General features: G+C 38.8%; 21 protein-coding genes and 1 tRNA gene. 13 read left to right on the top strand and 9 right to left on the bottom strand.

All coding sequences use genetic code 11. The features are described 5' to 3' along the window. Window positions 1-14: 14 nt before the first annotated feature. From BLS33_RS15205 to BLS33_RS15190, 4 genes are all read left to right on the top strand, one after another. Complete coding sequence (locus BLS33_RS15205) at window positions 15-1,376, top strand: hypothetical protein (RefSeq protein WP_089891120.1); 1,362 nt, start codon at window positions 15-17, stop codon at window positions 1,374-1,376. Between the two features lie 316 nt (window positions 1,377-1,692). Beyond that, window positions 1,693-3,195 carry an ankyrin repeat domain-containing protein gene (locus tag BLS33_RS15200; protein ID WP_089891117.1) on the top strand — a complete coding sequence of 501 codons (1,503 nt, stop codon included), beginning with the start codon at window positions 1,693-1,695 and terminating at the stop codon, window positions 3,193-3,195. Between the two features lie 8 nt (window positions 3,196-3,203). Further along, window positions 3,204-3,704, top strand: a complete 501-nt coding sequence (locus tag BLS33_RS15195; protein WP_176801407.1) for a DUF2271 domain-containing protein — start codon at window positions 3,204-3,206, stop codon at window positions 3,702-3,704. A 3-nt stretch (window positions 3,705-3,707) separates the two neighbouring features. Then, on the top strand, window positions 3,708-5,912 hold the full coding sequence (locus tag BLS33_RS15190; protein WP_089891114.1) for a PepSY domain-containing protein: 2,205 nt from the start codon (window positions 3,708-3,710) through the stop codon (window positions 5,910-5,912). Window positions 5,913-5,947: 35 nt separating this feature from the next. Here the strand turns inward: BLS33_RS15190 and BLS33_RS15185 are convergent, their stop codons facing one another. From BLS33_RS15185 to tgt, 5 genes are all read right to left on the bottom strand, one after another. Further along, a complete protein-coding gene (locus tag BLS33_RS15185) occupies window positions 5,948-7,210 on the bottom strand; it encodes an asparagine synthetase B (RefSeq protein WP_089891111.1) in 1,263 nt (420 codons plus the stop codon). Window positions 7,211-7,321: 111 nt separating this feature from the next. Then, window positions 7,322-8,866: a replicative DNA helicase gene (gene dnaB, locus BLS33_RS15180; protein ID WP_089891108.1), complete on the bottom strand. Its 1,545-nt coding sequence runs from the start codon at window positions 8,864-8,866 to the stop codon at window positions 7,322-7,324. Window positions 8,867-9,034: 168 nt separating this feature from the next. Further along, window positions 9,035-9,988: an acetyl-CoA carboxylase carboxyltransferase subunit alpha gene (locus tag BLS33_RS15175; RefSeq protein WP_089891103.1), complete on the bottom strand. Its 954-nt coding sequence runs from the start codon at window positions 9,986-9,988 to the stop codon at window positions 9,035-9,037. Between the two features lie 176 nt (window positions 9,989-10,164). Further along, entirely contained in the window at window positions 10,165-11,244 is a 1,080-nt protein-coding gene (locus tag BLS33_RS15170) for an LptF/LptG family permease (RefSeq protein ID WP_089891098.1), read from the bottom strand. Between the two features lies 1 nt (window position 11,245). Further along, window positions 11,246-12,376 (bottom strand): tRNA guanosine(34) transglycosylase Tgt, encoded by a 1,131-nt coding sequence (gene tgt / locus BLS33_RS15165; protein WP_089891208.1) that lies wholly within the window; start codon window positions 12,374-12,376, stop codon window positions 11,246-11,248. 167 nt (window positions 12,377-12,543) lie between these two features. On the opposite strand from tgt, the gene BLS33_RS15160 reads away from it, so the two are divergent. From BLS33_RS15160 to BLS33_RS15150, 3 genes are all read left to right on the top strand, one after another. Further along, complete coding sequence (locus tag BLS33_RS15160; RefSeq protein ID WP_089891094.1) at window positions 12,544-13,389, top strand: transketolase; 846 nt, start codon at window positions 12,544-12,546, stop codon at window positions 13,387-13,389. Window positions 13,390-13,453: 64 nt separating this feature from the next. After that, window positions 13,454-14,407 (top strand): transketolase family protein, encoded by a 954-nt coding sequence (locus BLS33_RS15155; protein ID WP_089891091.1) that lies wholly within the window; start codon window positions 13,454-13,456, stop codon window positions 14,405-14,407. Window positions 14,408-14,455: 48 nt separating this feature from the next. Beyond that, the gene (locus tag BLS33_RS15150) at window positions 14,456-15,052 is read left to right on the top strand and encodes a porin family protein (RefSeq protein WP_089891088.1); all 597 of its coding nucleotides are present in this window, start codon (window positions 14,456-14,458) and stop codon (window positions 15,050-15,052) included. 79 nt (window positions 15,053-15,131) lie between these two features. Here BLS33_RS15150 and BLS33_RS15145 read toward each other — a convergent pair whose 3' ends face one another. Beyond that, window positions 15,132-15,965 (bottom strand): FKBP-type peptidyl-prolyl cis-trans isomerase, encoded by an 834-nt coding sequence (locus tag BLS33_RS15145; protein WP_089891086.1) that lies wholly within the window; start codon window positions 15,963-15,965, stop codon window positions 15,132-15,134. A gap of 76 nt (window positions 15,966-16,041) precedes the next feature. Between BLS33_RS15145 and BLS33_RS15140 the strand changes: the two genes are divergently transcribed. Then, entirely contained in the window at window positions 16,042-16,470 is a 429-nt protein-coding gene (locus BLS33_RS15140) for an RNA-binding S4 domain-containing protein (RefSeq protein WP_089891082.1), read from the top strand. A gap of 48 nt (window positions 16,471-16,518) precedes the next feature. Further along, window positions 16,519-17,016, top strand: a complete 498-nt coding sequence (locus BLS33_RS15135; RefSeq protein WP_089891078.1) for a phosphoribosyltransferase family protein — start codon at window positions 16,519-16,521, stop codon at window positions 17,014-17,016. A 143-nt stretch (window positions 17,017-17,159) separates the two neighbouring features. On the opposite strand, the gene BLS33_RS15130 is transcribed toward BLS33_RS15135, so the two are convergent. Continuing rightward, window positions 17,160-17,681, bottom strand: coding sequence for a shikimate kinase (locus tag BLS33_RS15130; protein WP_089891076.1), 522 nt, complete (start codon window positions 17,679-17,681; stop codon window positions 17,160-17,162). 135 nt (window positions 17,682-17,816) lie between these two features. Between BLS33_RS15130 and BLS33_RS15125 the strand changes: the two genes are divergently transcribed. Then, window positions 17,817-17,889 (top strand) — tRNA-Lys (locus BLS33_RS15125). Between the two features lie 652 nt (window positions 17,890-18,541). Here BLS33_RS15125 and BLS33_RS15120 read toward each other — a convergent pair. Beyond that, window positions 18,542-19,171 carry an NAD(P)H-dependent oxidoreductase gene (locus tag BLS33_RS15120; protein ID WP_089891205.1) on the bottom strand — a complete coding sequence of 210 codons (630 nt, stop codon included), beginning with the start codon at window positions 19,169-19,171 and terminating at the stop codon, window positions 18,542-18,544. Window positions 19,172-19,213: 42 nt separating this feature from the next. Further along, window positions 19,214-19,678, bottom strand: a complete 465-nt coding sequence (locus BLS33_RS15115; protein WP_245731484.1) for a DMT family transporter — start codon at window positions 19,676-19,678, stop codon at window positions 19,214-19,216. Window positions 19,679-19,858: 180 nt separating this feature from the next. Between BLS33_RS15115 and BLS33_RS15110 the strand changes: the two genes are divergently transcribed. The 3 genes from BLS33_RS15110 (at window position 19,859) to BLS33_RS15100 (ending at window position 24,693) form a co-directional block, all read left to right on the top strand. Continuing rightward, the gene (locus BLS33_RS15110) at window positions 19,859-20,578 is read left to right on the top strand and encodes a DUF4386 domain-containing protein (RefSeq protein WP_176801406.1); all 720 of its coding nucleotides are present in this window, start codon (window positions 19,859-19,861) and stop codon (window positions 20,576-20,578) included. A gap of 69 nt (window positions 20,579-20,647) precedes the next feature. Next, entirely contained in the window at window positions 20,648-21,523 is an 876-nt protein-coding gene (locus BLS33_RS15105; protein WP_089891069.1) for an ABC transporter ATP-binding protein, read from the top strand. Then, the gene (locus tag BLS33_RS15100; RefSeq protein WP_089891065.1) at window positions 21,523-24,693 is read left to right on the top strand and encodes a M1 family aminopeptidase; all 3,171 of its coding nucleotides are present in this window, start codon (window positions 21,523-21,525) and stop codon (window positions 24,691-24,693) included. The genes BLS33_RS15105 and BLS33_RS15100 overlap by 1 nt, the downstream gene beginning before the upstream one ends. Window positions 24,694-24,762: the final 69 nt, after the last annotated feature.

The raw sequence follows: 24,762 nt of genomic DNA, 5'->3' as shown, positions 1-24,762 counted from the left end.
AAATAATACCGAAAATGAAACGAACTTTTTTAAACATTAAAACCTTTGCCACCGTTATACTAACAGCCGGACTAATGACCGCTTGTAACAATGATGATGACACCGTTGTTATCTCAAAACCAGATACTGAAGAACCAGATACCGAGGAACCGGAAGAAGCTAGATGGATTACCGTTGCTGGAGCTAAAATGGGAGATAACCCTGGTGACGGTAACGGAGGAACTTTAATATATTCCGTAACTAGTGATGATGCCAAAGATCCTTCGGTATCTATAGCGCCTTTTGAAAATGGCTTTATCGCACCTTCGAACAGAACTGCTCGGTTGCAATCTTCTGAAGATGGCAATACCATTTTTAATATTAGCTACGCAGGAGATACGGGTGGTAACTACACAAAATACACCGTAGAAGGTGGACAGACTTTTACCCCAACAGGTTCTGAGGTAAGCATTGCACCTTATGTTGGTACCGCACCAAGATGGATAAAATTATTTGACGGAGATCAAACAGGTGCTGCTGTATATGTATCTACAGAAAACGAATTTGACGAAGACGATAATTACACACGTACCGATGCAACCATCGGTGTGGTGACTTTAGATTTAGTGAATTCTTCAATAAAAGAATTCCAAGAGCACAGTGTTGCTTTAAGTGCAGAGGAAGAAGCAAACGGCTATTATATCTCTAGAATTGATATGCCTGTTTTAAATGCTGCAGGAGATAAATTATATATTGGTGCGCGTTTAAGCAAAGTGGATCCCGCTACTGCAGAAAGTGACAGTGATTACGAGATTTTAGGTTCTAAAACTATTGTATTGGATTATCCTTCTTTGTTGAATCCATCAGTAATTACCTCTACCGTTGGACACGGAAATACAAATGGATACCGTAGTATCAACGCTTTCCTTTTAGACGGAAGTGTTTATCAAGCAAATCAAAGTGACCCAGAAGGTTCTCATATCTTGAAAATTGGTGCAGACAACCAATATGACGATTCATATGCGTTTAATCTGGACGATGCTTTAGGCATAGAAGGTGCTTATATTTTAGCTTGGAGACCAGCAGCAAATGGTAAAGCAGTATTAGCATACCGTCATGATGGATCTGCAGAAGGTGTTGCCGGTGCTCAGGGATTTTTCGCATTGGTAGATTTAAACGCTAAAACAGCTGTAAAAATTGATGCCATTCCTTATGATCCAGATTTCTACTTATTCCAATACCAAGGCTTTGTAGTTGATGGAACAGAAATATATGTAACCCAAGCCCCTGTAGGGCAAAACGGGAACATTTACGTCATAGATACAGAAACAGGTGAAGTAACTAAAGGTGCTGAGCTGGTGAACGTAGAAGGAAGCCACTTTATTGGTACTTTTTAAATCTAAAGCAGTTATTTTATTCTTTGAATCAAAGTAATTCTTTATGCCCATGCCCCCGTCAGGTGACCCTGAAAGCATTTTTAGTTCTAATACCGCTTACGGCTTCATCATTGAGGCCTCATTCAATCAATTGAGGCGCCAATTATATGGGGGATTATTTACACAATATTCAGATGACTTGGTGTACTAATTATACATCAAGTTGTCTGAAAATTGATTCCACTATCTTTATTTGGATTTATTCTAAATAAAATTGATATTTGCACAAACACAGAAAAAGTAGCTGTGACTACTTCTAAAAAAAAATCATAAAACTATGACACCAAATTATAAGCGTTCCATCATCATGATCCTTTTTTTTATGACCGGATTGATTTGGGTATCCGCCCAAAAGGTGGAAAATCCTTTCTTAGATCGTGACTACTGGGCTTCAAAACCAAGTATTGCCGATATTGAGGCTAATATTAGCAAAGGACATTCCATTTTCGAAGCCAATGGCGGAGGATTCGATGCTACTACCTATGCCCTATTTGCAGAAAATCCTATAAGCACAATTAAATATCTCATAGAAAAGGGAAACGATGTCAATAAAAGAACCCATGACTCGCGCACCTATATTTTCTGGGCAGCTTCAAGAGGAAATTTAGAGGCTATGGAATATCTCGTACAAAAGGGGGCTAAACTGGATCTTAAAGATTCCCATGGTTATTCGGTAAGCTCTTTTGCAGTAGCCGGTGGTCAGCAAGACCCGGCCATATTCGATTTTTTTATCGCCAACGGGGCCGATTTTAAAAATGAAAAAGACCACCACGGTGCCGATATCCTTCTAGTGGCAATTTCTCGGGCAAAAGATTTTAAATTAATAGACTATTTCTTGGGGAAAGGTCTTGATATCAATACTACCGATAACGACGGTAACGGGCTTTTCCATTACGCGGCACAAGGTGGTAACATTGCCATTCTAAAAGAACTAAAAAAACGCGGGGTATCAACCTCAAAAAATGCAACTACGGGAGAAAATGCCATTCTTTTTGCCAGTCGGGGCGGAAGAGGAAGAAGTAACGGCTTGCAAGTTTTCGAATATTTGGAAGGACTCGGCCTCAATGCCAATGTCACCTCCAAAAGTGGGATCACACCTTTACACAACCTGTCCCGCTCTTCGAATGACCTTGCTATTTTACAATATTTTATAGACAAAGGTGTCAATCCTAATGCCGTTGATGAAGAAGGGAATACATCCCTATTGAACGCTGCATCAAATAATAAATTAGAAGTCATCAAGTACCTGTCCGAAAAAACGAAAAATATTGATCATACCAACAAAGACGGGCATTCGGCATTGGCCCTTGCCGTTCAAAATAATAGTGGCGAAATTGTAGCGTACCTAATATCAAGGGGTGCCGACATTTCCATTCTAGATAAAAAGGGAAATAACTTGGCTTACTACCTTCTTAAAACAAGAGGCAAGCCCAAAAATTTTGATGAAAAGGTAAATATATTATCAAAGGCTGGCTTTGATTTCAAAAAAGCACAGGGCGATAAAAGCACGGTTTGGCACTTGGCTGTGGACAAAAACGACATCGCCCTGCTTAAAAAAATAAACGCTTTTGGGGCAGACATCAACTTAAAGGACGATCAAGGGAATACGGCGTTACATTATGCAGCTATGAAGACCAATAATACGGAGGTATTAAAATACCTGATTGCTTCTGGCGCCGATGTAAAATCTACCACCGAATTTGGTGAAACGGCTCTCGATTTGGCTAAAGAAAATGAACTTTTGGCACGGAACAATGTGAATTTAGAATTCCTTAATTAACCAAAAAAATGAAACGATTAACTTACAAGTTTGCAAGTATTGGAGCCCTAGCGCTTATTTTTCTTATTTCTTCATCATTTGTAAAAACCCCTTCTTCGGTAAGCTTTAAGTGCATGATCCAAATGATCAACTACACTGGCGAAAAAGCATATGTCGTCGTGTCACTTATCGATCCAGATGGAAATTATGTTAAAACCCTATATGTTCAAGGTGACGATGATGAGTGGTTTCCCGACCTCAAAAATTGGTGGAAATTCAGCGATGGATCCAACGAAAATATTGATGGTATTACCGGCGCCACTATAGGAAATGGAGAACGCAACATTATTTCGTTGGCATTCGAACCTTCCGAAATTGATAGTGGCCATACCATTCGTTTTGAGTCTGCGGTGGAAAATCAGGAATATTATACCGTAGATGCGGAAATAGCTCTGAATTCTGCCACCATAAAGAACAAGGTTGATGGTAAGGGATACATACGATATATTAGAATGGTGCCAAATAAATAGTCCATGACCCTTTCCATTTGGCGATACAGCCATTTAATCTTGGCTGTTTCATCTTCTCTATTTCTTCTTGTGGCATCGATCACTGGGGTTATATTGTCGGTGGAACCCATAAACAATAAGCTACAGCCCTACAGCATATCGAATGCTGAGGGGCTTTCACTTGCTGAAACCCTCGCCAATATAAATGCCAGGTACGATGATGTAATTAGTGTTTCGCAAGACCAAAACGGATTTGTCAGCGCTACGGTAATTATTGACAGTAAGAACGAATCTTTTTATATTGACCCGATTACAGGCGATAAACTTGGACCTATAATCGAAAAGGCTCCTATTTATCAATTTGCAACCAATCTTCATCGTTCCCTTTTTTTAAAAACTCCAGGGCGGCTTTTTATAGGCCTGGCCTCATTACTTCTATTTTTTATTGCTGTCTCCGGTATTGTTCTTATTGCGAAACGGCAAGGAGGCATCCAACGTTTTTTCTCTTCGGTGGTGCGTGAAAATTATGCGCAATACCAGCATGTGGTATACTCTCGTATTGTATTGATACCTATTGTGATTCTGGCACTTTCGGGCGTTTATCTTTCATTGCTCCGTTTCCAATTGATTCCTGAAACATTTATAACGCACGAAATTGATTTTGATAATTTACAAGAAGAACCCTTACTCGATTACACCAACTTTGAACTTCTTAAAAACACACCACTTTCCGAATTACGCGATATTGAATACCCTTTTTCAGAATTTGTTGAAGATTACTATTTGATTCGATTAAAAAATAAAGAGGTTTTGCTCAACCAATACACAGGTGCGCCAATAAGTGAGAAGAAATATCCGATGGTGACCTTGGCTTCCGAATGGGCGACTGTATTGCATACTGGTCAAGGTACTATTTTATGGTCCATTGTCTTGGGGCTTGGAAGCCTAGCCGTTCCCTTTTTAATGTTCACAGGTTTTGCAGTATATTTTAAAAGACCTAAGACCAATATTAAGAATACAGTCCCAAAAGAAAAGGCACGGTTTGTAATTCTTGTTGGCTCGGAAGGGGGTACGACCCTACAATATGCCCAATTACTGCATAGTCAACTTTTGGCCTTGGGCAAGAAAAGTTACCTCGCCATGATGGACGATTATACCACCTTCAAAAGCATGGAACATCTTGTGGTTATAACGGCCACATACGGGCAGGGCGAAGCGCCAAGTAGCGCCATAAAGTTTGAAACCTTACTGAAGAAACATATTCAAAAACAACCTTATCATTTTAGTGTAGTAGGCTTTGGGTCGACCTCATACCCTCATTTTTGTGAATTTGCTTATGAAACCAACAAGCTTTTACAAACTACTCCCAAAGCGAATGCTTTAATCGCGCAAGTTCATACTGTTAATGACAGGTCTTTCGAAGCATATACCAATTGGGCCACGGCTTGGGGAAATTTGGTCGGGCTTAACATTCGCCTTACGAAACCAACAAAGTTGGCTGAGAAAAGTCATAAATCTCCATTTATCGTTCTAGAGAAAACAGAAGCTCAAGATATGATAGATGACACCTTTTTGTTGACCTTAAAAAACACTAACGGCGCGCAAGCCAATTCAGGCGATCTGCTCTCGATTGTTCCGGGTTCTGGCGAACAGGAACGATTGTACTCTTTGGGAAAATTAGATGACAACATTTTCACCATCAGCGTCAAAAGACATCCGGAGGGGCTTTGTTCCAACTATTTGCTGCAATTAGAAAAGGGTACGACCTTTTCCGCGTCGGTGGTAGCAAACAAAAATTTCCATTTTCCAAAAAAAGCAAAGAAAACAGTATTGATTGCGACGGGCACGGGTATCGGACCCTTTTTGGGAATGATTAGAAGTAATTCAAGAAAAAATGAAATTCATTTATACTGGGGAGGCCGTACCGAGGACTCCTTAAAACTTTACAAACCTTTTATCGACAACGCTTTGGAAAGTGGCAGTTTAACAACCTTTATTCCCGCATACTCACGAACCCAGACCGAAAAGAAATACGTACAACATCTTATAAAACAAGATGGGGAACAGATTGCGAAAGTATTACGAAAAAAGGGCTGTGTAATGATTTGCGGTTCGATTGCCATGCAAAAGGAAGTGCTCAATGAACTTCAATCTATTTGTAATCGGTATTTAAAGAAAGACCTGAGCTTTTACCAGAATCGCAAACAAATCAAAATGGATTGTTACTAAGATGGGGTAACACCAGGTTTAAACCGGAGTGGTTTTTAGGTCTTCTGTTTTTTCTTCCGAGCAGCCGGAAACAACACATTATTCAAAATTAACCGATAGCCGGGCGATGTGGGGTGCAGCTCTAATTCCGTTTTGGGGTCCCCTACCCTATGCTGATAATCTTCGGGGTCGTGACCACCGTAAAATGTAAAAAACCCTTTTCCTTTTATACCGTGAATATAACGAGCTTCCCCGTTAATTCTATTTTCGCCCAATACCATTACCGTCGCCTTGACCTGCTCTCTTGAAAAAGCGGTCGTCTGCCCCATAAAACCTTTGACCAATGCAGTATGGTTTTGACATAACATCGTAGGTACGGGATCCCATTTGGCAGAAAAATCCATCAAAGAAAAATAATCTGATTCTTTGGGCACATTTTTCCTTTTATCTGTCATATCAATAGACGAAAACTCATAACGCAGCGGATTTCTTTCCAAAGTAAAATCTTGAAATGCAAAAGTTCTACGGAAATCCAGTTTGCTTTGGTAATCGGCATCGGAAGGGTCACCATCGAACATGGGCTCACAAATATCTATACCATCAGCCGCCAATGCGATATCGAAACTATCCGTCGCGGAACACATCGCAAACATAAATCCGCCTCCGATTACATAGTTCCTTATTTTTTCGGCCACCGCCCCTTTTTCATCGGAAACCTTATCAAAACCTAATTTCAAGGCCAAGCTTTCTGCCTCTTTCTTGCCTTCTATATACCAAGGTGCCGCCCGATAAGCACCATAGAATTTGCCGTATTGCCCGGTGAAATCTTCGTGATGCAGGTGCAACCAGTCATACAATACCAATTTATCATCTAAAACCTCTTCATCATAAACGGTGACGTAGGGAATTTCGGCATAGGTCAAGACCATGGTCACGGCATCGTCCCAAGGTTGATTTCCTTTAGGAGAATATACGGCAACCTTTGGAGCCTTCTCTAATATTACAGCTTCTTGATTTTGGGAAGGACTACTGATGGCTTCCAAAATTCCTTGCGCTTGGGCATCAGATAAAATTTCGAACGAGACCCCCCGTATTTGACATTCTTTTCGAATGGTCTCCCCATCGGGCAACAGAAACGATCCCCCACGATAATTTAAGAGCCACTGCACCTTTTGTTGTTTGGAGAGTACCCAATAGGTAATTCCATAGGCTTTTAAGTGATTCTTTTGGCCTTCGGCATCCATGGGAATAAGAATGGAACTCGCTAAAATTGGTGAAGTGAGTGTAAAAAAGAGATAAGCAATCAAAATCTTTCGCATACAAACTTGATCTTGCTATTGAAATATTCTCAAAGTTACATGAAAAAATAGTGTTTTAAATTTAAAGTAGCGTTAAACCTTCGTCTTGTCAAAACCAACTAAGTGTACCGATCAAAAGGGTACATCGTCGTCGGCATCTGGCCTAGTGTTCATTGAGCTCCCAAATGCCTCGTCGGCATTGGGCAGGTTTTTGGTCAAGAACGGATTTTCATCTTCGGCATTCATTTTCGACTGGAACTCAAAAGGAGAATCAAAATCATCCAAGTTATCGAATTTACCCAAGTTACCGATAAACTTCAATCGAATGTTTTCCAGTCCACCGTTACGGTGTTTCGCAACGATAAATTCCGCTTGCCCTTGTGTCGGTGTTCGTTCTTCATCATCCCATTCGTCAATTTTGTAATACTCAGGTCTATAAATAAAGGAAACAATATCCGCATCCTGTTCAATAGCCCCTGATTCCCGTAAATCGGAAAGAATCGGTCTTTTACTACCCCCACGCGTCTCTACAGCCCTAGATAACTGGGAAAGTGCAATAACGGGCACATTAAGTTCTTTGGCCAAAGCTTTCAAGTTTCGTGATATGGTAGAAATTTCTTGCTCCCTATTTCCTCCTTTTTGACTGCCCCCGGCCGTCATCAATTGCAAGTAATCAATAATAATCATGCGAATACCATGCTGTGATGCCAATCGTCTTGCTTTCGCCCTAAGGTCGAAAATGGAAAGTGAAGGGGTATCATCGATAAACAATGGTGCCGTTTCAAGTGTCTTTACTTTTACGTTCAGTTGTTCCCACTCGTGCTTCTCCAATTTACCGGTACGTAGCTTTTCAGAGGAGAGTCCCGTTTCCGATGAGATCAAACGGGTTATCAATTGAACCGATGACATTTCTAAAGAAAAGAAAGCTACCGGAATATTTGAATTAACAGCAATATTACGTGCCATGGATAACGTCAGAGCCGTTTTACCCATACCTGGGCGTGCTGCAACGATTACCAAATCACTGGGCTGCCAACCGGAAGTAAGACGGTCTAGTTTGTCAAAACCGGAAGGTATTCCACTCAAACCTTCCTTATTGGCAATTTCTTCAATTCTTTTCTTGGCTTGTATGACCAAATTCTGCGCTGTTTCGGCAGATCGCTTTAAGTTTCCTTGGGTGACTTCGTACAATTTCGATTCCGCAGTATCCAATAAATCAAATACATCGGTACCTTCATCGTAGGCAGCTTCGATTATTTCATTCGAAATCTTAATTAGGCTTCTTTGAATGAATTTTTGTAAGATTATTCTTGCATGAAATTCAATATGTGCGGAAGAAGCTACTTTTTGTGTAAGTTTTATCAGATAAAAATCACCTCCAATTGCCTCGAGCTTTCCATCTTTCTTTAACTGGGATGAAACGGTTAATAAATCGACCGGTTCCGAAGTTTCGAACAATGTAAAGATGGCTTCGTAGATAAATCGGTGTGCATCCTTATAAAAAGCATCAGGATGTAGGATATCTATTACTTCATCGACTCCCTTTTTGTCAATCATCATCGCCCCCAACACAACCTCTTCTAAATCAACAGATTGAGGTGGTATTTTACCCCTCTCCAGATTTATGATAGTTGATTTGTCTATCTTACGACCAACAAGTGGATTCGATTTTTCCATGACTACGAAAGTATACAATTAACCTTGAGTTAACTTTACGCAAGGTATGAACGTTGTTCACACTTGATCAACAATTATCTTGTTGATAAGTTACGAAAACGTGTTAACAACTTAAAAAAATGAAGTAAATAATTTAGTGGATTTAGTTCGGCTTGACAAAACCGCTTATCACCCGTTAAAAACACCCATTGCGGCATACTTTTCCATGCGCGAATGAACTAATTGTTTTGGTGATAACTTTTCCAGCTCTTGAAAATGGGAAATAATTTTATTTTTTACGATTTCAAAAGTCTTCTCGCGTTGGCTATGCGCACCACCCGCAGGTTCTCGAACGATCTCATCGATTAATTTCAACTTTTTCATATCGGTAGCGGTCAGCTTCAATGCTTCTGCTGCCTGCTCTTTGTATTCCCAGCTTCGCCATAGTATCGAAGAACAAGATTCTGGCGAAATAACGGAATACCAAGTATTTTCCAACATCAAGACACGATCTCCAACGCCTATACCCAAAGCTCCACCAGAAGCACCTTCTCCAATTATAACAACGATAATCGGCACTTTCAAACGGGTCATTTCAAGTATATTTCGGGCAATAGCCTCTCCTTGTCCACGTTCTTCAGCCTCTATACCGGGATACGCTCCAGGAGTATCGATAAGACAAACCACGGGAACCCCGAACTTTTCGGCAGACTTCATTAATCGCAATGCTTTTCGATATCCTTCAGGATTGGCCATTCCAAAATTTCGATACTGTCTAGTTTTGGTATTGTAGCCTTTTTGTTGACCGACGAACATATAGCTTTGGTCACCTATCTTACCCAAGCCTCCTATCATCGCCTTATCGTCCCTTACATTTCTATCGCCATGAAGTTCTAAAAAGGTATCGCCACAAATGGCATTTATATAGTCTAAGGTATAAGGTCGGTTAGGATGTCGTGACAACTGAACCCGCTGCCAAGCGGTCAAGTTTTTATATATTTCTTTTCTGGTTTCCGTAAGCTTTTTTTCAATTTGCTTGCAGGTCTCAGACACGTCTACATCGCTTTCTTCACCGATTACCATACATTTATCAAGCTGATCTTCAAGCTCTTTAATAGGTAATTCAAAATCAAGATATTCCATGAATTTGGTAAGTTTCGTTTGTTTGTACAGGCAAATATAAAATTTTAAAAGACTACGGTCGATCCATATCTCTATTTTAATTCGCTAATTTTTAAAAATGATATTGTAAGGTAACCGACGTCTTGATAAACTTTGCACAATCTAAATCATTTGAGGCGGTATTTTCGTAGCAATGGCTATCTTTTAGCCTGCTGTAATAGATAAAGGGCGAGTACACCAAAAACTATGTTGGGTATGATTACTGCTAATAGCGGTGAAAATCCCGACTGTTCGGCCAAAGTTCCGAAAACCTTATCAAAAAAGATATAAATAAAAGCTACGCCGATACCAAAGGCCAAGTTTATCCCCATTCCTCCCCGTCGCTTTACCGAAGAAACGGCAACCGCAATAATCGTAAGAATGAAAGCGGTAATAGGTAATGCCCAACGTTTATATTTTACAAGAACATAACTATTTATATTGGAAGCGCCTTTGCGCCTTTGTTCCCTAATAAATTTATTCAGTTCGAACAAGTTCTTTGTCTCGGCGATATATGAAACTGGTGTAAGGTCATCTATTTTGAACGAAAAGAGCGTATCAAGTCTTCGTTTGGTTTCTACGATGGCGGTATCACCTATTAAACGGCGTTTGTTATACGAAGTCAACCGGTACAAGCTGTCTTTTTCAATCCAACGAATGTTGGTTGCCGAAATCTTGAAGTCCAAATTATTATCTTTATTAAAACGCTCGAAGGTAAAATTATAACCGATTTGTCTAGCCGGATCAAAAGTGCTTACGTAGATATAATCGGTTTCATTCAATTGATTGAAGATATTACTGGTAATCCGGTCCTTCTTTCCTTTTTTAAGGTACTTATATTTAAATTCATTATAGCCTTGGCTCGCATTGGGAACGATAAACATGGCCATTACCAACATAAGTACGGCTATAATGGTTGCACCGAACAAATAAGGTCTTAAAAACCGACCAAAGGAAACGCCCGAACTTAGAATGGCCACAATTTCAGTGTTGCTGGCCAATTTGGAGGTAAAGAAAATTATCGATAGGAAAAGAAAAATTGGAAATAGAAGACTACCTATATATATGGTGAAGTTGAGATAATAGATGATAATTTCATTGGCCGGTGCCTCATTGTCTATCATTTTACCGATCTGCTCGGCGAGGTTGGCCATAATACCAATGGGGATAAACAACAACAACATGACCCCGAAAGTGACCAGGTAGCGCTTTAATATGTATTTATCTATAATGGTCACCCTATAGTCTTTTGTCCATCTGTTTTACCATCATGGTCTTCCATGACGCGAAATCTCCCGCTAAAATATGTTTTCTAGCCTCGCGTACCAACCAAAGATAAAATCCAAGATTATGTATTGTTGCTATTTGTTTGCCTAAATATTCATTCGCAGCGAACAAATGTCTTAAATATGCCTTGGAATACTCGGTATCAACAAAAGTAATCCCCATTTCATCAACCGGCGAAAAATCATCTTCCCACTTTTTGTTCTTGATGTTGATTGTACCATGAGCCGTGAACAACATTCCATTTCTTGCATTTCGTGTTGGCATAACGCAATCGAACATATCTACCCCCAAAGCAATATTCTCAAGAATATTTATGGGTGTTCCTACTCCCATTAAATAACGGGGCTTGTCTTCGGGTAGTATATCACAAACGATTTCAGCCATTGCGTACATTTCCTCGGCAGGTTCACCGACCGAGAGTCCGCCAATGGCATTTCCTTCGGCACCAGCATTGGCGATATATTCTGCAGATTGCTTTCGCAAGTCTTTATAAGTCGACCCTTGAACGATCGGGAAAAATGATTGTGAATAGTCGTAAGAATACGGCACCTTATCCAAATGGGAAATACAACGATCCAACCATCTGTGCGTCATGTGCATCGATCTCTTGGCATAATTATAATCACACGGGTAAGGTGTACACTCATCAAAGGCCATAATAATATCGGCCCCGATCTCACGCTGAATTTCCATCACATTCTCAGGAGTAAACATATGCATCGACCCATCGATATGCGATTTAAACTTCACGCCCTCTTCCTTTATTTTTCGATTTGCGGATAATGAATATACTTGATATCCACCGCTATCGGTCAAAATATTACTATCCCATCCCATAAACTTATGCAGTCCACCGGCCTGTTTCAAGATATCAGTTTTAGGACGGAGAAAAAGATGGTAAGTATTGCCCAAAATAATATCGGGCTTTATGTCTTCTTTTAATTCTCTTTGGTGTACGCTCTTAACCGACGCCACTGTACCAACAGGCATAAAAATGGGGGTTTCTATAACACCATGGTCGGTAACCATTGTTCCGGCCCGAGCCTTGCTTTGAGAATCGGTTTGATTAAGGGTGAATTTCAATATATTGATTTTAAAGTCGCAAATATAACCAACTAGTGAGCATAACATCCTTAAGAAAAAAATAAAGTTCAGTAGAAATACCGCATGGTTGATAAAATATTATAACATCTACTTGTATACACAAAAGATTGCCTTTACTTTTGAGGTCATTTAATGAAAACCGAAAAATGCCGAAAATAGAAGAATTGCAAGATCTTACACAGCAGGTTCGAAGAGACATTCTGCGCATGGTACATAACGTAAATTCAGGTCATCCGGGAGGTTCCTTAGGATGTACGGAATTTCTTGTCGCCTTGTACAATGAGGTAATGGAACTAAAGGAAGGGTTTGATATGGATGGTGAGGGCGAAGACCTCTTCTTTCTATCTAACGGACACATTTCTCCCGTATTTTACAGTGTCTTGGCACGAAAAGGATATTTTCCCATAACGGAGCTTAATACTTTTCGATTGATCAATTCACGTTTACAGGGTCACCCGACGACCCATGAGGGTCTTCCGGGGGTACGTGTTGCTTCGGGATCATTGGGTCAAGGCATGTCGGTCGCCATTGGTGCCGCACTTGCTAAAAAATTGAACAATGATGACCATTTGATCTACAGTCTGCACGGTGATGGAGAACTACAGGAAGGTCAAAATTGGGAAGCCATTATGTATGCCGCCGGTAATAAGGTTGATAATCTAATTTCAACAATTGATTTAAACGGACAGCAAATCGATGGGGCCACCAAAGATGTATTGCCCATGGGCGACATTGGTGAAAAATTCAGGGTTTTCGGTTGGGATGTTTTGGAAGTTAAGGAAGGAAACAATTTAGAAGCTATAATTAACGGATTGAAGGAAGCCAAAAGCCGAACTGGAAAAGGCAAACCCGTTTGTATTATTATGGACACTGTAATGGGCCATGGCGTAGATTTTATGATGTACACCCATGCTTGGCACGGTAAAGCACCGAATGACGAACAATTGAAAATCGCTTTGGAGCAGAACCCCGAGACCTTAGGTGACTACTAAACAAAGCTGTACCATCATTAACCTTAGATTCTCACAATTAAGAGATCGATCAAAACAAAACTGAATGAAAAAATATATAGATCAAGGAAAAAACGATACACGTAGCGGTTACGGGGCGGCAATGACCGAATTAGGCAGAACCAACCCAAACGTAGTGGCGCTTTGTGCCGATTTGGTAGGCTCTTTAAAAATACAGGAATTCATTGATGAAAACCCAGAGCGTTTCTTTCAAATAGGAATTGCCGAGGCCAATATGATGGGCATTGCAGCAGGTCTGACCATTGGAGGAAAAATTCCGTTTACCGGAACTTTTGCCAATTTCTCTACCGGAAGGGTATACGACCAAATACGACAATCAATTGCCTATTCGGGTAAAAATGTAAAAATATGTGCCTCACATGCCGGGGTTACCTTGGGTGAAGACGGTGCTACTCACCAAATTTTAGAAGATATCGGACTCATGAAAATGTTGCCCGGTATGACCGTTATAAACCCTTGCGACTACAATCAGACTAAAGCCGCTACACTGGCCATTGCTGATTACGAGGGGCCGGTCTATCTTCGGTTCGGTCGACCCAAAGTGGCGAATTTTACACCTGTCGATCAAAAATTTGAAATCGGAAAGGCACTAATGCTTAGCGAAGGCACCGATGTAACCATCATTGCTACCGGACACTTAGTTTGGGAGGCATTGATAGCTGCCGAAAATTTAGAGGCCGACGGCATCTCTGCCGAGGTTATAAACATTCATACCATAAAACCGTTGGACGAGGAAGCCGTGTTAAAGTCTGTTAAAAAAACAGGTTGTGTGGTTACTGCCGAAGAGCATAATTATTTAGGCGGATTGGGCGAGAGCATCGCCAGAACCCTTGCTACACAGCATCCTACGCCGCAAGAGTTTGTCGCCACCCAAGATACTTTTGGTGAAAGTGGTACTCCTGAGCAGCTAATGGAGAAATACGGACTGAACAATAAAGCCATAACAAGAGCAGTTTTGAAGGTATTGAAAAGAAAATGATAATGGTATCGTTTTTGATGCCATTGCAGTATTAAAAACGAGAACATTATGAAAAAAGTAAAGAAAACACTACTAGTGGCCGTATTCGCTTTGGTTGGTACGGCCGCATTTGCGCAAACCGGTTCTGGTTTCGGTATTAAAGGCGGTCTAAATTACAATGCAAACGGCGATTATTTTGAATCGACCGGTGACGCCGCTAAGAACCCGGATAGAAACGTCGGTTACCATCTTGGTATCTTCGGAAAATTAGGAAACCGGGTTTACTTGAGACCTGAATTGGTCTATACGAAAACCAAATCAGATTATGACGGTGACGAATTTACCATGAGTAAGTTGGATGCTCCCATACTTGTAGGAGTCAAAATAATCGGTCCTCTGCACGTTTTTGCCGGTCCTGCTTTCCAATATATACTTAATACCGAGTTTGACGGCATAAGTATTGATTCCGTTGAAAATGACTTTACCGTCGGCCTAAATATAGGTGCGGGAGTAAACCTTGGCAAGTTCGGTATTGACCTTCGGTATGAAAGAGGCTTTAGCGACAATGAAGCAGAGTTCATAAATACCAATATCACAACTATTCCACCAAGTAGGGTCGACACTCGACCTGATCAGTTGATATTGAGCCTTTCCTTAAAAATATAAACAGTAGTTATTCACAAAAAAGGCAGCTTGAAAATTTTCAAGCTGCCTTTTTATTTTTTATTCAACGCTAATTTGTTGATCAGTCGATATCCAAATAATCGGGAATACCGTCTTCATCGGTATCGATAAGCGTAACATTACCTTCACTATCGATTTCGAGTTCGTCTTTTGTTGGGATACCATCGCCATCATGATCCGCCTCTATGGCGACCAACATTTGAATATTAAAAATAAGTGGCGCATAGCTCGCCCCAACATTAGTACTGTTATAATACCCCAGAGCAGATGGCATAATGATTAGCCCTGAACCGAAATTAGCTACTTCAAAGGTGCCGTCTTCATTTTCAATGATCTCGCCTCCCGAATTGAATTTTGTTACCCCTAACTTAAACCCTCTTACAAAACTTCCGGGATTGGCTTCGCTCAAAGTACCTTGCAAATCAAACCACAATGGTTCTCCCAAACGGCTATCAAAAATGTCGCCAGTGGTACGCGTGCCTTCATATCTCAAGTAAATGGAATCGACAACCGTTGGGCTTGGCCCCACACCAGCCCGCGCCGGCAGATAGTACAGATAATGGGGAATATTTATTTCCCCATCTTCCAAACCTAAATTCTCGGAAGAAATCAATACCTCTTCTCTTTCTACAAAATTAGACAAAGGTAATTTCTCTGTATCTCCTTCAGGAATTTCTTCGATCTTGATTTTATAATCAAAATTTTCCGGAGGATTGGTAAACTCATCGTAGTTGTAGAAATGTGTCTTCAAGTACTCTTGTATTTCAGCCTCATTTTCTACCGACACCTCGCTCAGGGCACGTGGAGGTTCAATTTCAACTGAATCATCATCCTTTTTACAAGACAAAACGGTAATCATCAAAAAAAATACTACAAGAATTCTATATTCGGTCATTATTTGCTTTTAAAGGGCGCAAGATACAATTTTCCCTATTTTTGTAGAAGTCGTTAACAAAGAATTGTCACTGAATATGAGAATAGACAAATACCTATGGTGTATTCGGTATTTTAAAACACGCAACCAAGCTTCTGAAGCGTGCAAAAAGAGCCATGTCAAAGTAAATGGAAATGCCGTAAAACCCTCACGGGAGGTCTACCCCATGGATAAGTTGATCGTTCGTAAGAACCAAATAGATTACCAAGTGACCGTTCTCGACATTCCCAAAAACCGGGTGGGCGCTAAATTGGTCGACATCTACAGAAAAGACACGACGCCGGCTTCGGCCTTTGAACACAATGAACTTTTACAGTACTCAAAGGACTACTATCGAAAAAAAGGAGCAGGAAGACCCACCAAAAAAGACCGTAGGGAAATAGACGATTACCTAGACTCCCCTTCATCAAAAGACGTTGACGAAAAAAAGTCATCTCCAAACGCGCCAGAAAAAGAGAACCCTTGATTTTTTTAAAAGAGGTTTCTTTATCTTTGATTCATAAATTTCAGCTGAATGCAAAACACAATTTTATCACACCAAGAAATACAGCATAAAATACGTCGCATCGCCTACCAAATCTATGAGGCCAATGTGGAGGAAAAGGAGATAATTATTGCCGGTATCGATGGTGGAGGCCTCAAGTTTGCAAAAAAAATACAAGCCGTTTTAAAGAAAATAACAGATGCCACAATTACACTTTGTAAAGTGAGTATGGATAAGAGCAATCCCCTAGAAAGCGGAGTAGCTACATCGATACCCGAGTCGGCATATATCAATAAGTCAGTGGTTCTGGTCGATGACGTTTTGAACTCGGGCACTACCCTGATCTATGGCGCCCATCATTTTTTAAAAACCCCACTAAAGCAATTGAAAACTGCGGTATTGGTCAACAGAAATCACAAAAAATATCCCGTTAAAGCCGATTATAAAGGAATTTCTTTATCCACATCGCTACAGGAACATGTGCATGTAAATTTTCAGGCGAAAAACGATATGGTGTATTTGGATTAAATGCCTCCCCCCAGAAAATTATTTAGTCAAACCGTTGATTTTCCCGGCAGGAATAATTTCGGCTTAATTTCAACGGATTTAACGGCAGGTAACTAATTTTCGGAAGCGCACACCCAAAAGACCGTTTTTAGTTATAAGAACTTCTAAGCGCTTGTTATAAGCACCTCAATTTCCTTAATGATGTCTTCAGGTTCTTTGTTATCGCACATGATCGTATGTGCGGCTTTGGAATAAAAAAAGCTTCGTTCGAATAAATGTTTCCCCACAAACTCAGGCAGATCATCGTCCGGTATATTTTTAATCAAGGGGCGGTATTCTTTTTCTTTGGAAAGCCGTTGCGCCAATTCTTTAATTGAAACACGAAGATAGAAGGCATTTGGAGTGTTTTTAAGAATGGTTTCCATGTTTTTGCCATAACAGGGTGTTCCACCGCCCGTAGAAAGCACTAGGTTTTGCTCTGTCGTCAAAACCTCATCTAGGTACTCGTGTTCCTTTTTTCTAAAATAGAGTTCTCCCTTTTCTTTAAAAATATCACGGATGGCCATTCCTTCCGATTCAATGATGTAGTCGTCTAAATCTAAAAAATCAAATTTTAGTTTATCGGCCATTTTTTTACCAATTGTGGTTTTACCGCTTCCCATGTAGCCTATAAGCACTATTTTCATTGTTCTAATTTGATGCGAAAATGGCGTATTTTCGTCTCATTTCAAAGAAATTTTAAATTTCTACCCAAATGTTCTTGGTAAATTAATTAATGATCTTATATTTGCACCCGCTAACCGCAATAGGAAATTTATTTTGACCTGGTAGCTCAGTTGGTAGAGCATCTCCCTTTTAAGGAGAGGGTCCTGGGTTCGAGCCCCAGCCAGGTCACTTTTAGACCTTCAAAATTATTCAAAAAGTCTGTAAATCGTTGATTTACAGACTTTTTTTGTTTTTTCCGAAATCATTTGATACCAAATATAACCATATGTCGCGGTGCGCTATTCGGTGCCCCATTATGGAATTCGTAAAAGGGGCACCGGAACTATGTTAAAAAATTGGAAATCAACTTTTTACAAGAAAATAGTATTCAAATTGAAGTTGGGAGCTTACATTGTCACTTGCTGATATAAAGGATTGATAGCATCGCCTTCATAGGAAAAATTGAGAATTTGTGTATAAAAATTCACGGATTGTTCGACGTTGGAATTGAAAAGTTCCAATCGAAGCGATGTGTTTCTCCCTTGAGGTCTTTTCATTAAACTGAAGACGCTAATGATAAAGCATAGAGAAATAATAACCTTAAATATTCTTTGCAATTTCATTTTAGGAGATTTCATGGCTCTTAACTTTAATATAGTTCTGGTTTACTAACTTTCACAGGGACTTGGGCTCCAAATCCCATATTTCAAATAGTTTTCTATTCCCAAATACGGTTATAGAAATCCAATTTTTTTCGCTTTTTAGTTGCTTTTATGGATTGAGAGAATTTTGGCAAAAGATCTATATGCATAATTTGAAGCCTTCATAAATTCATTAAATTTTAAACTAATTCAAAAAGAATATCCATAGGCTTTCTGACTTTCTTCCTGAATTGAGTATGATCTTCTTCCGATCGAAATCCGACCGGAGCAATCACAGCTGCATTCAGACCTTTCCTTTTTAACCCTAAAATTTCATTGTACTTGTCGGATTCAAATCCTTCCATTGGACATGCATCTATTTTTAATTCCGCACAGGCCATCAAAAGGTTCGACAATGCCAGATAGGTCTGTTTTTCCGACCAACTTATCCATTCCGAATCAGTTTTTTGTGATAAACTCCCTTTAATAAAATCGCCATAGGCAGACAGCTTATCCAAAGGTGAACCTTGAATTTTTGCAGTAGCTTGAATATAATTATCAATATGCTTTTCGCATCTTTCGGTATAATTGCAAAAAACAAACAAGTGAGAGGAATCTGTAATCTGTGCCTGATTCCAAGAAGCATCTTTAAGCTCCTTTCTTAATTTATGATCTTTGATGACCAGCACCTTATATAATTGCAGGCCATACGATGAAACCGACAGTTGTATAGCTTCTTTTAATGTTTCAAGGTCTGCCTCATTTATGTTTTTAGATGGATTAAATTTCTTAGTTGCGTAACGCCATTTTAGATTTTCTATTAGTCTCATAATATTTATTTTAAGATTCATATTTTATATACACTTTTTGGCTTAATTCTCTTTGATTAGGAGTATTCCAATACACATTGCCACCATCCCAAGGATCCTTTTCAATTCCATAGGTTCTTGAGGCATACCAAACCAACCATGATGTCCCGCGATTACCGAAAATAGAAGTTGACCAAACAAACCGAGTGATATCATAGTTGATATGCCCAGTTTTGGAATGGTGTAGTAATAAAGGCAAATTCCAATTACACTAAAAAGTGCCCCAGTAAACCATAAATATTTGGGTATACCGAACAGTACCGATGCTTTGGGTAAACTTTTGAGACTCAATAGTACCATCAGTAATGCGAAAACCATACTAAAAAAGAAAGCTACCAATGATGCCATTAATGGATTTCTCAGTTGAACCCCTAGCTGCGCATTAAATCCACCTTGCATGGCCAGAAATACCCCCCCTATTATAGCCAGTATTATGTTGATGTTTTGGTTCATAATCTTTTTATTCATGACACAAAATTATTGGAAGGGTTTCTTAAAAAACTTAATGTAGTTTAAGAAATAAGTTAGAAGTTGAAAGTAGATTTGTGTCTGGTTATCAGAATGATAAGGTTTGATTCCTTTTACAGCCCAAACAAATGAACATCAATTATCAGTAAAGTGCATTAATCAAAATTAGATAGCATGTTTATGAAAGATTTAAAGCGAATATCAAAATTATCGGGGATTGCCTACCTCATCATTTTCATTACTGGTATTTACGCAAACTTTGTGGTATTGGAGCATTTGGTCGCGCTTGACAATCCATCATTGACAGTCATGAATTTATTAACACAAAAATCAGCTTTTGAACTGGCAATTTTCGGATTCGCGATTATGTTGATTTTTGATTTGGTGTTAGTTTGGGGGTTATACAAATTGTTTCGGCCGGTAAGCCGGCACTTTGCGTTTATGGCTGCGGCCCTTAGGTTTATCAATGTTCTAGTTTTTGGGCTTGCACTATACCATCTTATAGCAGTATTTCATATCGTAACATCAATTGATTCCATAACCGTACATAATCAGTTTTTGGAAACCAAGGTTATAGACCTGCTCAACGATTTCAATAATATATGGTTGATCGGATTGTTATTTTTTGCTTTTCATCTCGCACTATTGGCGTATTTGGTTTGGAGATCAGGTGCCGTTCCCAAATGGCTCGGAGTACTGCTTATGATTGCAGCCTTAGGATATGTCGCTGATAGCTTTGCCCAATTGTTCTTGCTCAACTACCCCGATTATGAATCGCTTTTTGCACTGGCGGTAATAGTTCCTGGCGTAATCGGAGAATTGACCTTAACATTCTGGTTATTGTTTCGAAGCAACAAGTTTGCAGAGCTGCCCTATTTAAGTAACCTGAATCGGGCATAAAATGGTAAAGAAATATTGTGGTACAACATTGAAAATGGTCAATTAATGTCTTAAAAGAAGTTTAATATAATGAATACATTAAAAATCAATAATCTTAGTCTTACTTATAAAAATGGACATCAAGCCATACAAAATTTTTCTTTGGAGATTAATAACGGGATGTTTGGATTGTTAGGTCCGAACGGTGCCGGAAAGTCTTCTTTGATGAAAACTATAGTAGGACTTCAAAAACCCTCGTCAGGAAGCATAATGTTCAATGATGTTGATATCGTCGGAAATACCAATTATATCAAAAAAAATCTGGGGTTTCTACCTCAAGACTTTGGAGTGTATCCAAAAGTAAGTGCCAATGACCTTTTAAACCATATCGCCATTTTAAAGGGCATAAAAAATAATGATGAACGTTCAACTCAAATTCAATATCTATTGCAGAAGGTGAATCTTTGGGATTTTAAAGATAAGGAAGTTCATACGTTTTCCGGCGGGATGAAACAGCGTTTCGGCGTGGCACAAGCCTTACTGGGAAAGCCAAAAATCATTATTGTAGATGAGCCAACGGCAGGACTGGACCCGGAAGAACGTAATCGCTTCAATACCTTGTTAAATGACATTAGTACCGAAGTAATTGTCATTCTCTCCACACACCTAGTGGAAGATGTAAAGAATTTATGTTCGGAAATGACCATTATGAATAAAGGGAAGATTTTAAAATCCGGTAGACCGAAAGAATTGATTTCAACACTGGATAACAAGATCTGGTCAAAATCAATCAAAAAGGAAGAATTGAAATTTTACCAGACAAATTTCAACGTTATCAGTCAGCAATTAATAGAAAGACAATTGCATGTTACCATATTTTCAATGGAACGGCCAAAGAATTTTGAAGCTACAACACCTTTGTTGGAACACGTTTATTTTTATGCACTTTCTCAAAATAACGAATAATGAACTCTATATTTCAATTCGAATTAAAGCATGGTTCAGGGCATTGGGTTACTTATCTTACGGCTTTAATTCTAATGTTTCTAGGTTTCTTTTCCGGTAATAGGTTTAATCTAACTGCTGGAGAGGGAATTTACCTCAATTCCCCGTACACCATTGGTTTTATGATGGGAATGTTAAGTCTGTCGATTATATTTTTTGCTATTTTATTTTCAAACCAACTCCTTTTTAAAGAATGGGATGCAAAATTCGACAGTGTTTTTTTTGCGCTACCAGTCTCTAAGATGTCATTTTTAAATGGGAAATTCGGGTTTCTCTTCCTAAAATCATTTTTAGGTTTTGCACTGCTCATTTTAGGATTTGTGATAGGTCAAAATTTACGAATTGGAAGTGAAATGCAAACTGGCTTTGATGCTTTACACTATTTGTATCCACTACTTTTATTCGGATTGCTCAATTGTTTCTTAGTTTGCAGCTTTTTATTTTTTATAGCCTATGCAACTCGTAAGAAGCTATTGGTAGTTGTAGGCGGCCTATTACTTTATGTCCTTTATATGGTGCTTTTAGTGTTTTCAAACTCCCCATTTATGTCCGGTAGTTTACCCCAATCTATAGAAGCACAACAAATTTCTGCCTTATTGGACCCCTTTGGTTTGTCTGCTTATTTTTTTGAAGCAAGAACATTTTCAGTACAACAAAAGAATGAATTTATTGTTCCGTTGTTCGGACTGCTATTAATTAACAGATTTGTAATCGCTCTTATATCAGGATTCTTTTTATGGCTGAGTTATCGATTATTTTCTTTTTCCGGAAAGAAGGGCAAAAGAGTCCATAAGAAAATAGCATTAGACGCAACAAATTTCATAACAACACCCGAAAAAGTCAAAATTCCGCAGCTTTATTTTGGAGATTTTGCAAGTTTTAAATCGGTGCTGTCTTTTGCGAAAATAGATTTAATTTATCTCTTTAAAAGTGTCACTATTGTTGCCGTCTCCATTCTTCTAGTGTTTTATATCGGAATGGAAATGTACGCCGAAATAGATAAAGGCATTCGATTACCAGGAAAATATGCGAGTTCCGGACTTTTAGCTACTTCGATATCTGAAAACTTTCATTTATTCGGGTTATTGATTTTGGTCTATTTCATTAATGATGTGTATTGGAGAAGTCATTCTTCTGGCTTCAATTTGATTGAAAAAAGCTCTTATTTTTCCAAAAGTAAGATGAAGGGGCATTTAGTTTCAGTCAGCGTTTTAGCGTGCTTTTTTACTGTACTGCTAATTTCCGAAGGATTGATATTTCAATTCAGCTACAATTACCTTCATATTGATTGGAATGCGTATTTAGGGGTAATTATCTTTAATACAGCACCTTTAATTCTTTTTACGGCCTTTTTGTTGTTGATAAACGATTCTATCAGTAATCGATACGTTGCTTTAGGCGTTTCAACGGTAGCGGTTTTTGCGTTAGCAACTCCATTATCCAAAACAATTCTTCCTTATCCATTATTACAAATATTTTCAGGCTTTAAAGGTAATTTCAGCGATTTTAACGGTTATGGAGTTTATAGTTCCGCTTTCTCTCAACGGCTTTTATTCGGGCTCGGCTTCATCTCTTTATTATGGTTACTTAATGATTTTGTAAGGACAAAAATGTGGCATATTAGAAAGTCTATTTTCGTCTCTGTTTTAGTGGTTTTGGGTGTTGTTAACGGAATTCAATTCATGAAAGGGTATGTGCCTAAAGATGACGAAAAGTTAATTGTAAATGCTGTGAATTATGAAAAAGATTTACGCGGCTACGAAATGATGCCACAACCCACCATTACCGATGTGAATACTGAAGTTCAACTATATCCCTCCGAGAATGCATATCAAATTCAAGGGGAATATATTCTAGAGAATCAAACCGAAAAACCTATTGATAAAATATTGGTCAATTTTCATCCCGATTTACAAATTGAATCCGCTTTGTTTAGAGGCACGAATGAGCGTTTGAAAATAGATGGGCAGGTAACTGAAGTAAAATTGAAATACCCATTACAATCTAATGAAAAATCAAGTTTAAACTTCACTTTAACATACAAATGGTTTGCTGTAAATGGCCATCAATCTTTTAATGCCATTGTAGAAAATGGATCGTTTACGCGAATTAGCAATTATTTTCCTTCTATTGGTTATCAGAAGGATCGCGCAATTGAAGACGAACAAACGCGCAAAGAATTTCAATTAGGGAAAGCTTTAGAAGTAAAGAAGTTGGAAGCGCCAGAAGTTTTCAAGAACGATTTTATCAATTTAAATATGACCGTTTCTACAGAAGCTTCACAAACTGCCGTAGGAACAGGCGATTTAGTAAAACAATGGTCTGATACTAATAGAAATCATTTTAACTATAAAGCTGAAAATATTCCATTTCGATTTGCGGTGTCATCCGCAGTATATGAGCATAAAACGATTCAGCATAGAAACATAGATGTCAATGTGTTTTACACCAAAAACCATTTTGAAAATGTAGCCCATTTACTTGATAATGCTAAGCTAACATTGGATTATTGCATAGCTCATTTTGGAATATATCCTTTTAAGAGCATCAATTTTGTTGAAGTTTCTTCTTTGACCAAAGGATTTGCAGCGACCGCGTATCCTTCAGCCATCTTTATGACCGAGGATATGATTTTTCATACGAATCTTCAAAGCGATAAAAAACAAGATGTCATCAATGAGTTGGCCGGACACGAGCTTTCCCATCTTTGGTGGGGAAATAGCCAAATAAACCCAGACGATAGAGAAGGTGCTTCAATGCTCACCGAAACATTGGCTATGTACACTGAAATGATGCTGTATAAAAAGATGTATGGCAAAGAAAAAATGATGGAACGTTTACAAATTCATCAACAAATCTATGATAGTGAAAAAGGATTATATGAAAACCAACCACTCTATAAAGTGACTAACGGAAACTCTCATATTGCTTATTCTAAAGGAGCAATTGTCATGGTAGAGCTATCTGAAGTATTGGGAGAGCATAAAGTAAATTTGGCACTTAAAAATTTCCTTTTAAATAATCAATACCCTAAAAAACCAACATCGTTAGATTTACTTGAGGAATTTTATAAAGTTGCGCCCAATCAGCAGATTAAAAACGAAATAGACAAACTATTTAACCGAATTTAAAAATAAATAACGGAGGTAAAACAGATTGATAAGAAAATGTATATGTATGGAAAGCATTCATTAGGCCTA

This window comes from Kriegella aquimaris (genome assembly GCF_900103215.1).
Taxonomy (GTDB): Bacteria; Bacteroidota; Bacteroidia; order Flavobacteriales; family Flavobacteriaceae; genus Kriegella; species Kriegella aquimaris.
The sequence above is the reverse complement of the archived record's forward strand: the minus strand, read 5'-3'. Positions and strand labels throughout refer to the sequence as shown.

Coding starts and splice junctions, on each gene's coding strand:
- BLS33_RS15205 (WP_089891120.1), top strand. CDS start 15: ATGAAACGAACTTTTTTAAACATTAAAACCTTTGCCACCGTTATACTA.
- BLS33_RS15200 (WP_089891117.1), top strand. CDS start 1,693: ATGACACCAAATTATAAGCGTTCCATCATCATGATCCTTTTTTTTATG.
- BLS33_RS15195 (WP_176801407.1), top strand. CDS start 3,204: ATGAAACGATTAACTTACAAGTTTGCAAGTATTGGAGCCCTAGCGCTT.
- BLS33_RS15190 (WP_089891114.1), top strand. CDS start 3,708: ATGACCCTTTCCATTTGGCGATACAGCCATTTAATCTTGGCTGTTTCA.
- BLS33_RS15185 (WP_089891111.1), bottom strand. CDS start 7,210: ATGCGAAAGATTTTGATTGCTTATCTCTTTTTTACACTCACTTCACCA.
- dnaB (WP_089891108.1), bottom strand. CDS start 8,866: ATGGAAAAATCGAATCCACTTGTTGGTCGTAAGATAGACAAATCAACT.
- BLS33_RS15175 (WP_089891103.1), bottom strand. CDS start 9,988: ATGGAATATCTTGATTTTGAATTACCTATTAAAGAGCTTGAAGATCAG.
- BLS33_RS15160 (WP_089891094.1), top strand. CDS start 12,544: ATGCCGAAAATAGAAGAATTGCAAGATCTTACACAGCAGGTTCGAAGA.
- BLS33_RS15155 (WP_089891091.1), top strand. CDS start 13,454: ATGAAAAAATATATAGATCAAGGAAAAAACGATACACGTAGCGGTTAC.
- BLS33_RS15150 (WP_089891088.1), top strand. CDS start 14,456: ATGAAAAAAGTAAAGAAAACACTACTAGTGGCCGTATTCGCTTTGGTT.
- BLS33_RS15145 (WP_089891086.1), bottom strand. CDS start 15,965: ATGACCGAATATAGAATTCTTGTAGTATTTTTTTTGATGATTACCGTT.
- BLS33_RS15140 (WP_089891082.1), top strand. CDS start 16,042: ATGAGAATAGACAAATACCTATGGTGTATTCGGTATTTTAAAACACGC.
- BLS33_RS15135 (WP_089891078.1), top strand. CDS start 16,519: ATGCAAAACACAATTTTATCACACCAAGAAATACAGCATAAAATACGT.
- BLS33_RS15130 (WP_089891076.1), bottom strand. CDS start 17,681: ATGAAAATAGTGCTTATAGGCTACATGGGAAGCGGTAAAACCACAATT.
- BLS33_RS15120 (WP_089891205.1), bottom strand. CDS start 19,171: ATGAGACTAATAGAAAATCTAAAATGGCGTTACGCAACTAAGAAATTT.
- BLS33_RS15115 (WP_245731484.1), bottom strand. CDS start 19,678: ATGAATAAAAAGATTATGAACCAAAACATCAACATAATACTGGCTATA.
- BLS33_RS15110 (WP_176801406.1), top strand. CDS start 19,859: ATGAAAGATTTAAAGCGAATATCAAAATTATCGGGGATTGCCTACCTC.
- BLS33_RS15105 (WP_089891069.1), top strand. CDS start 20,648: ATGAATACATTAAAAATCAATAATCTTAGTCTTACTTATAAAAATGGA.
- BLS33_RS15100 (WP_089891065.1), top strand. CDS start 21,523: ATGAACTCTATATTTCAATTCGAATTAAAGCATGGTTCAGGGCATTGG.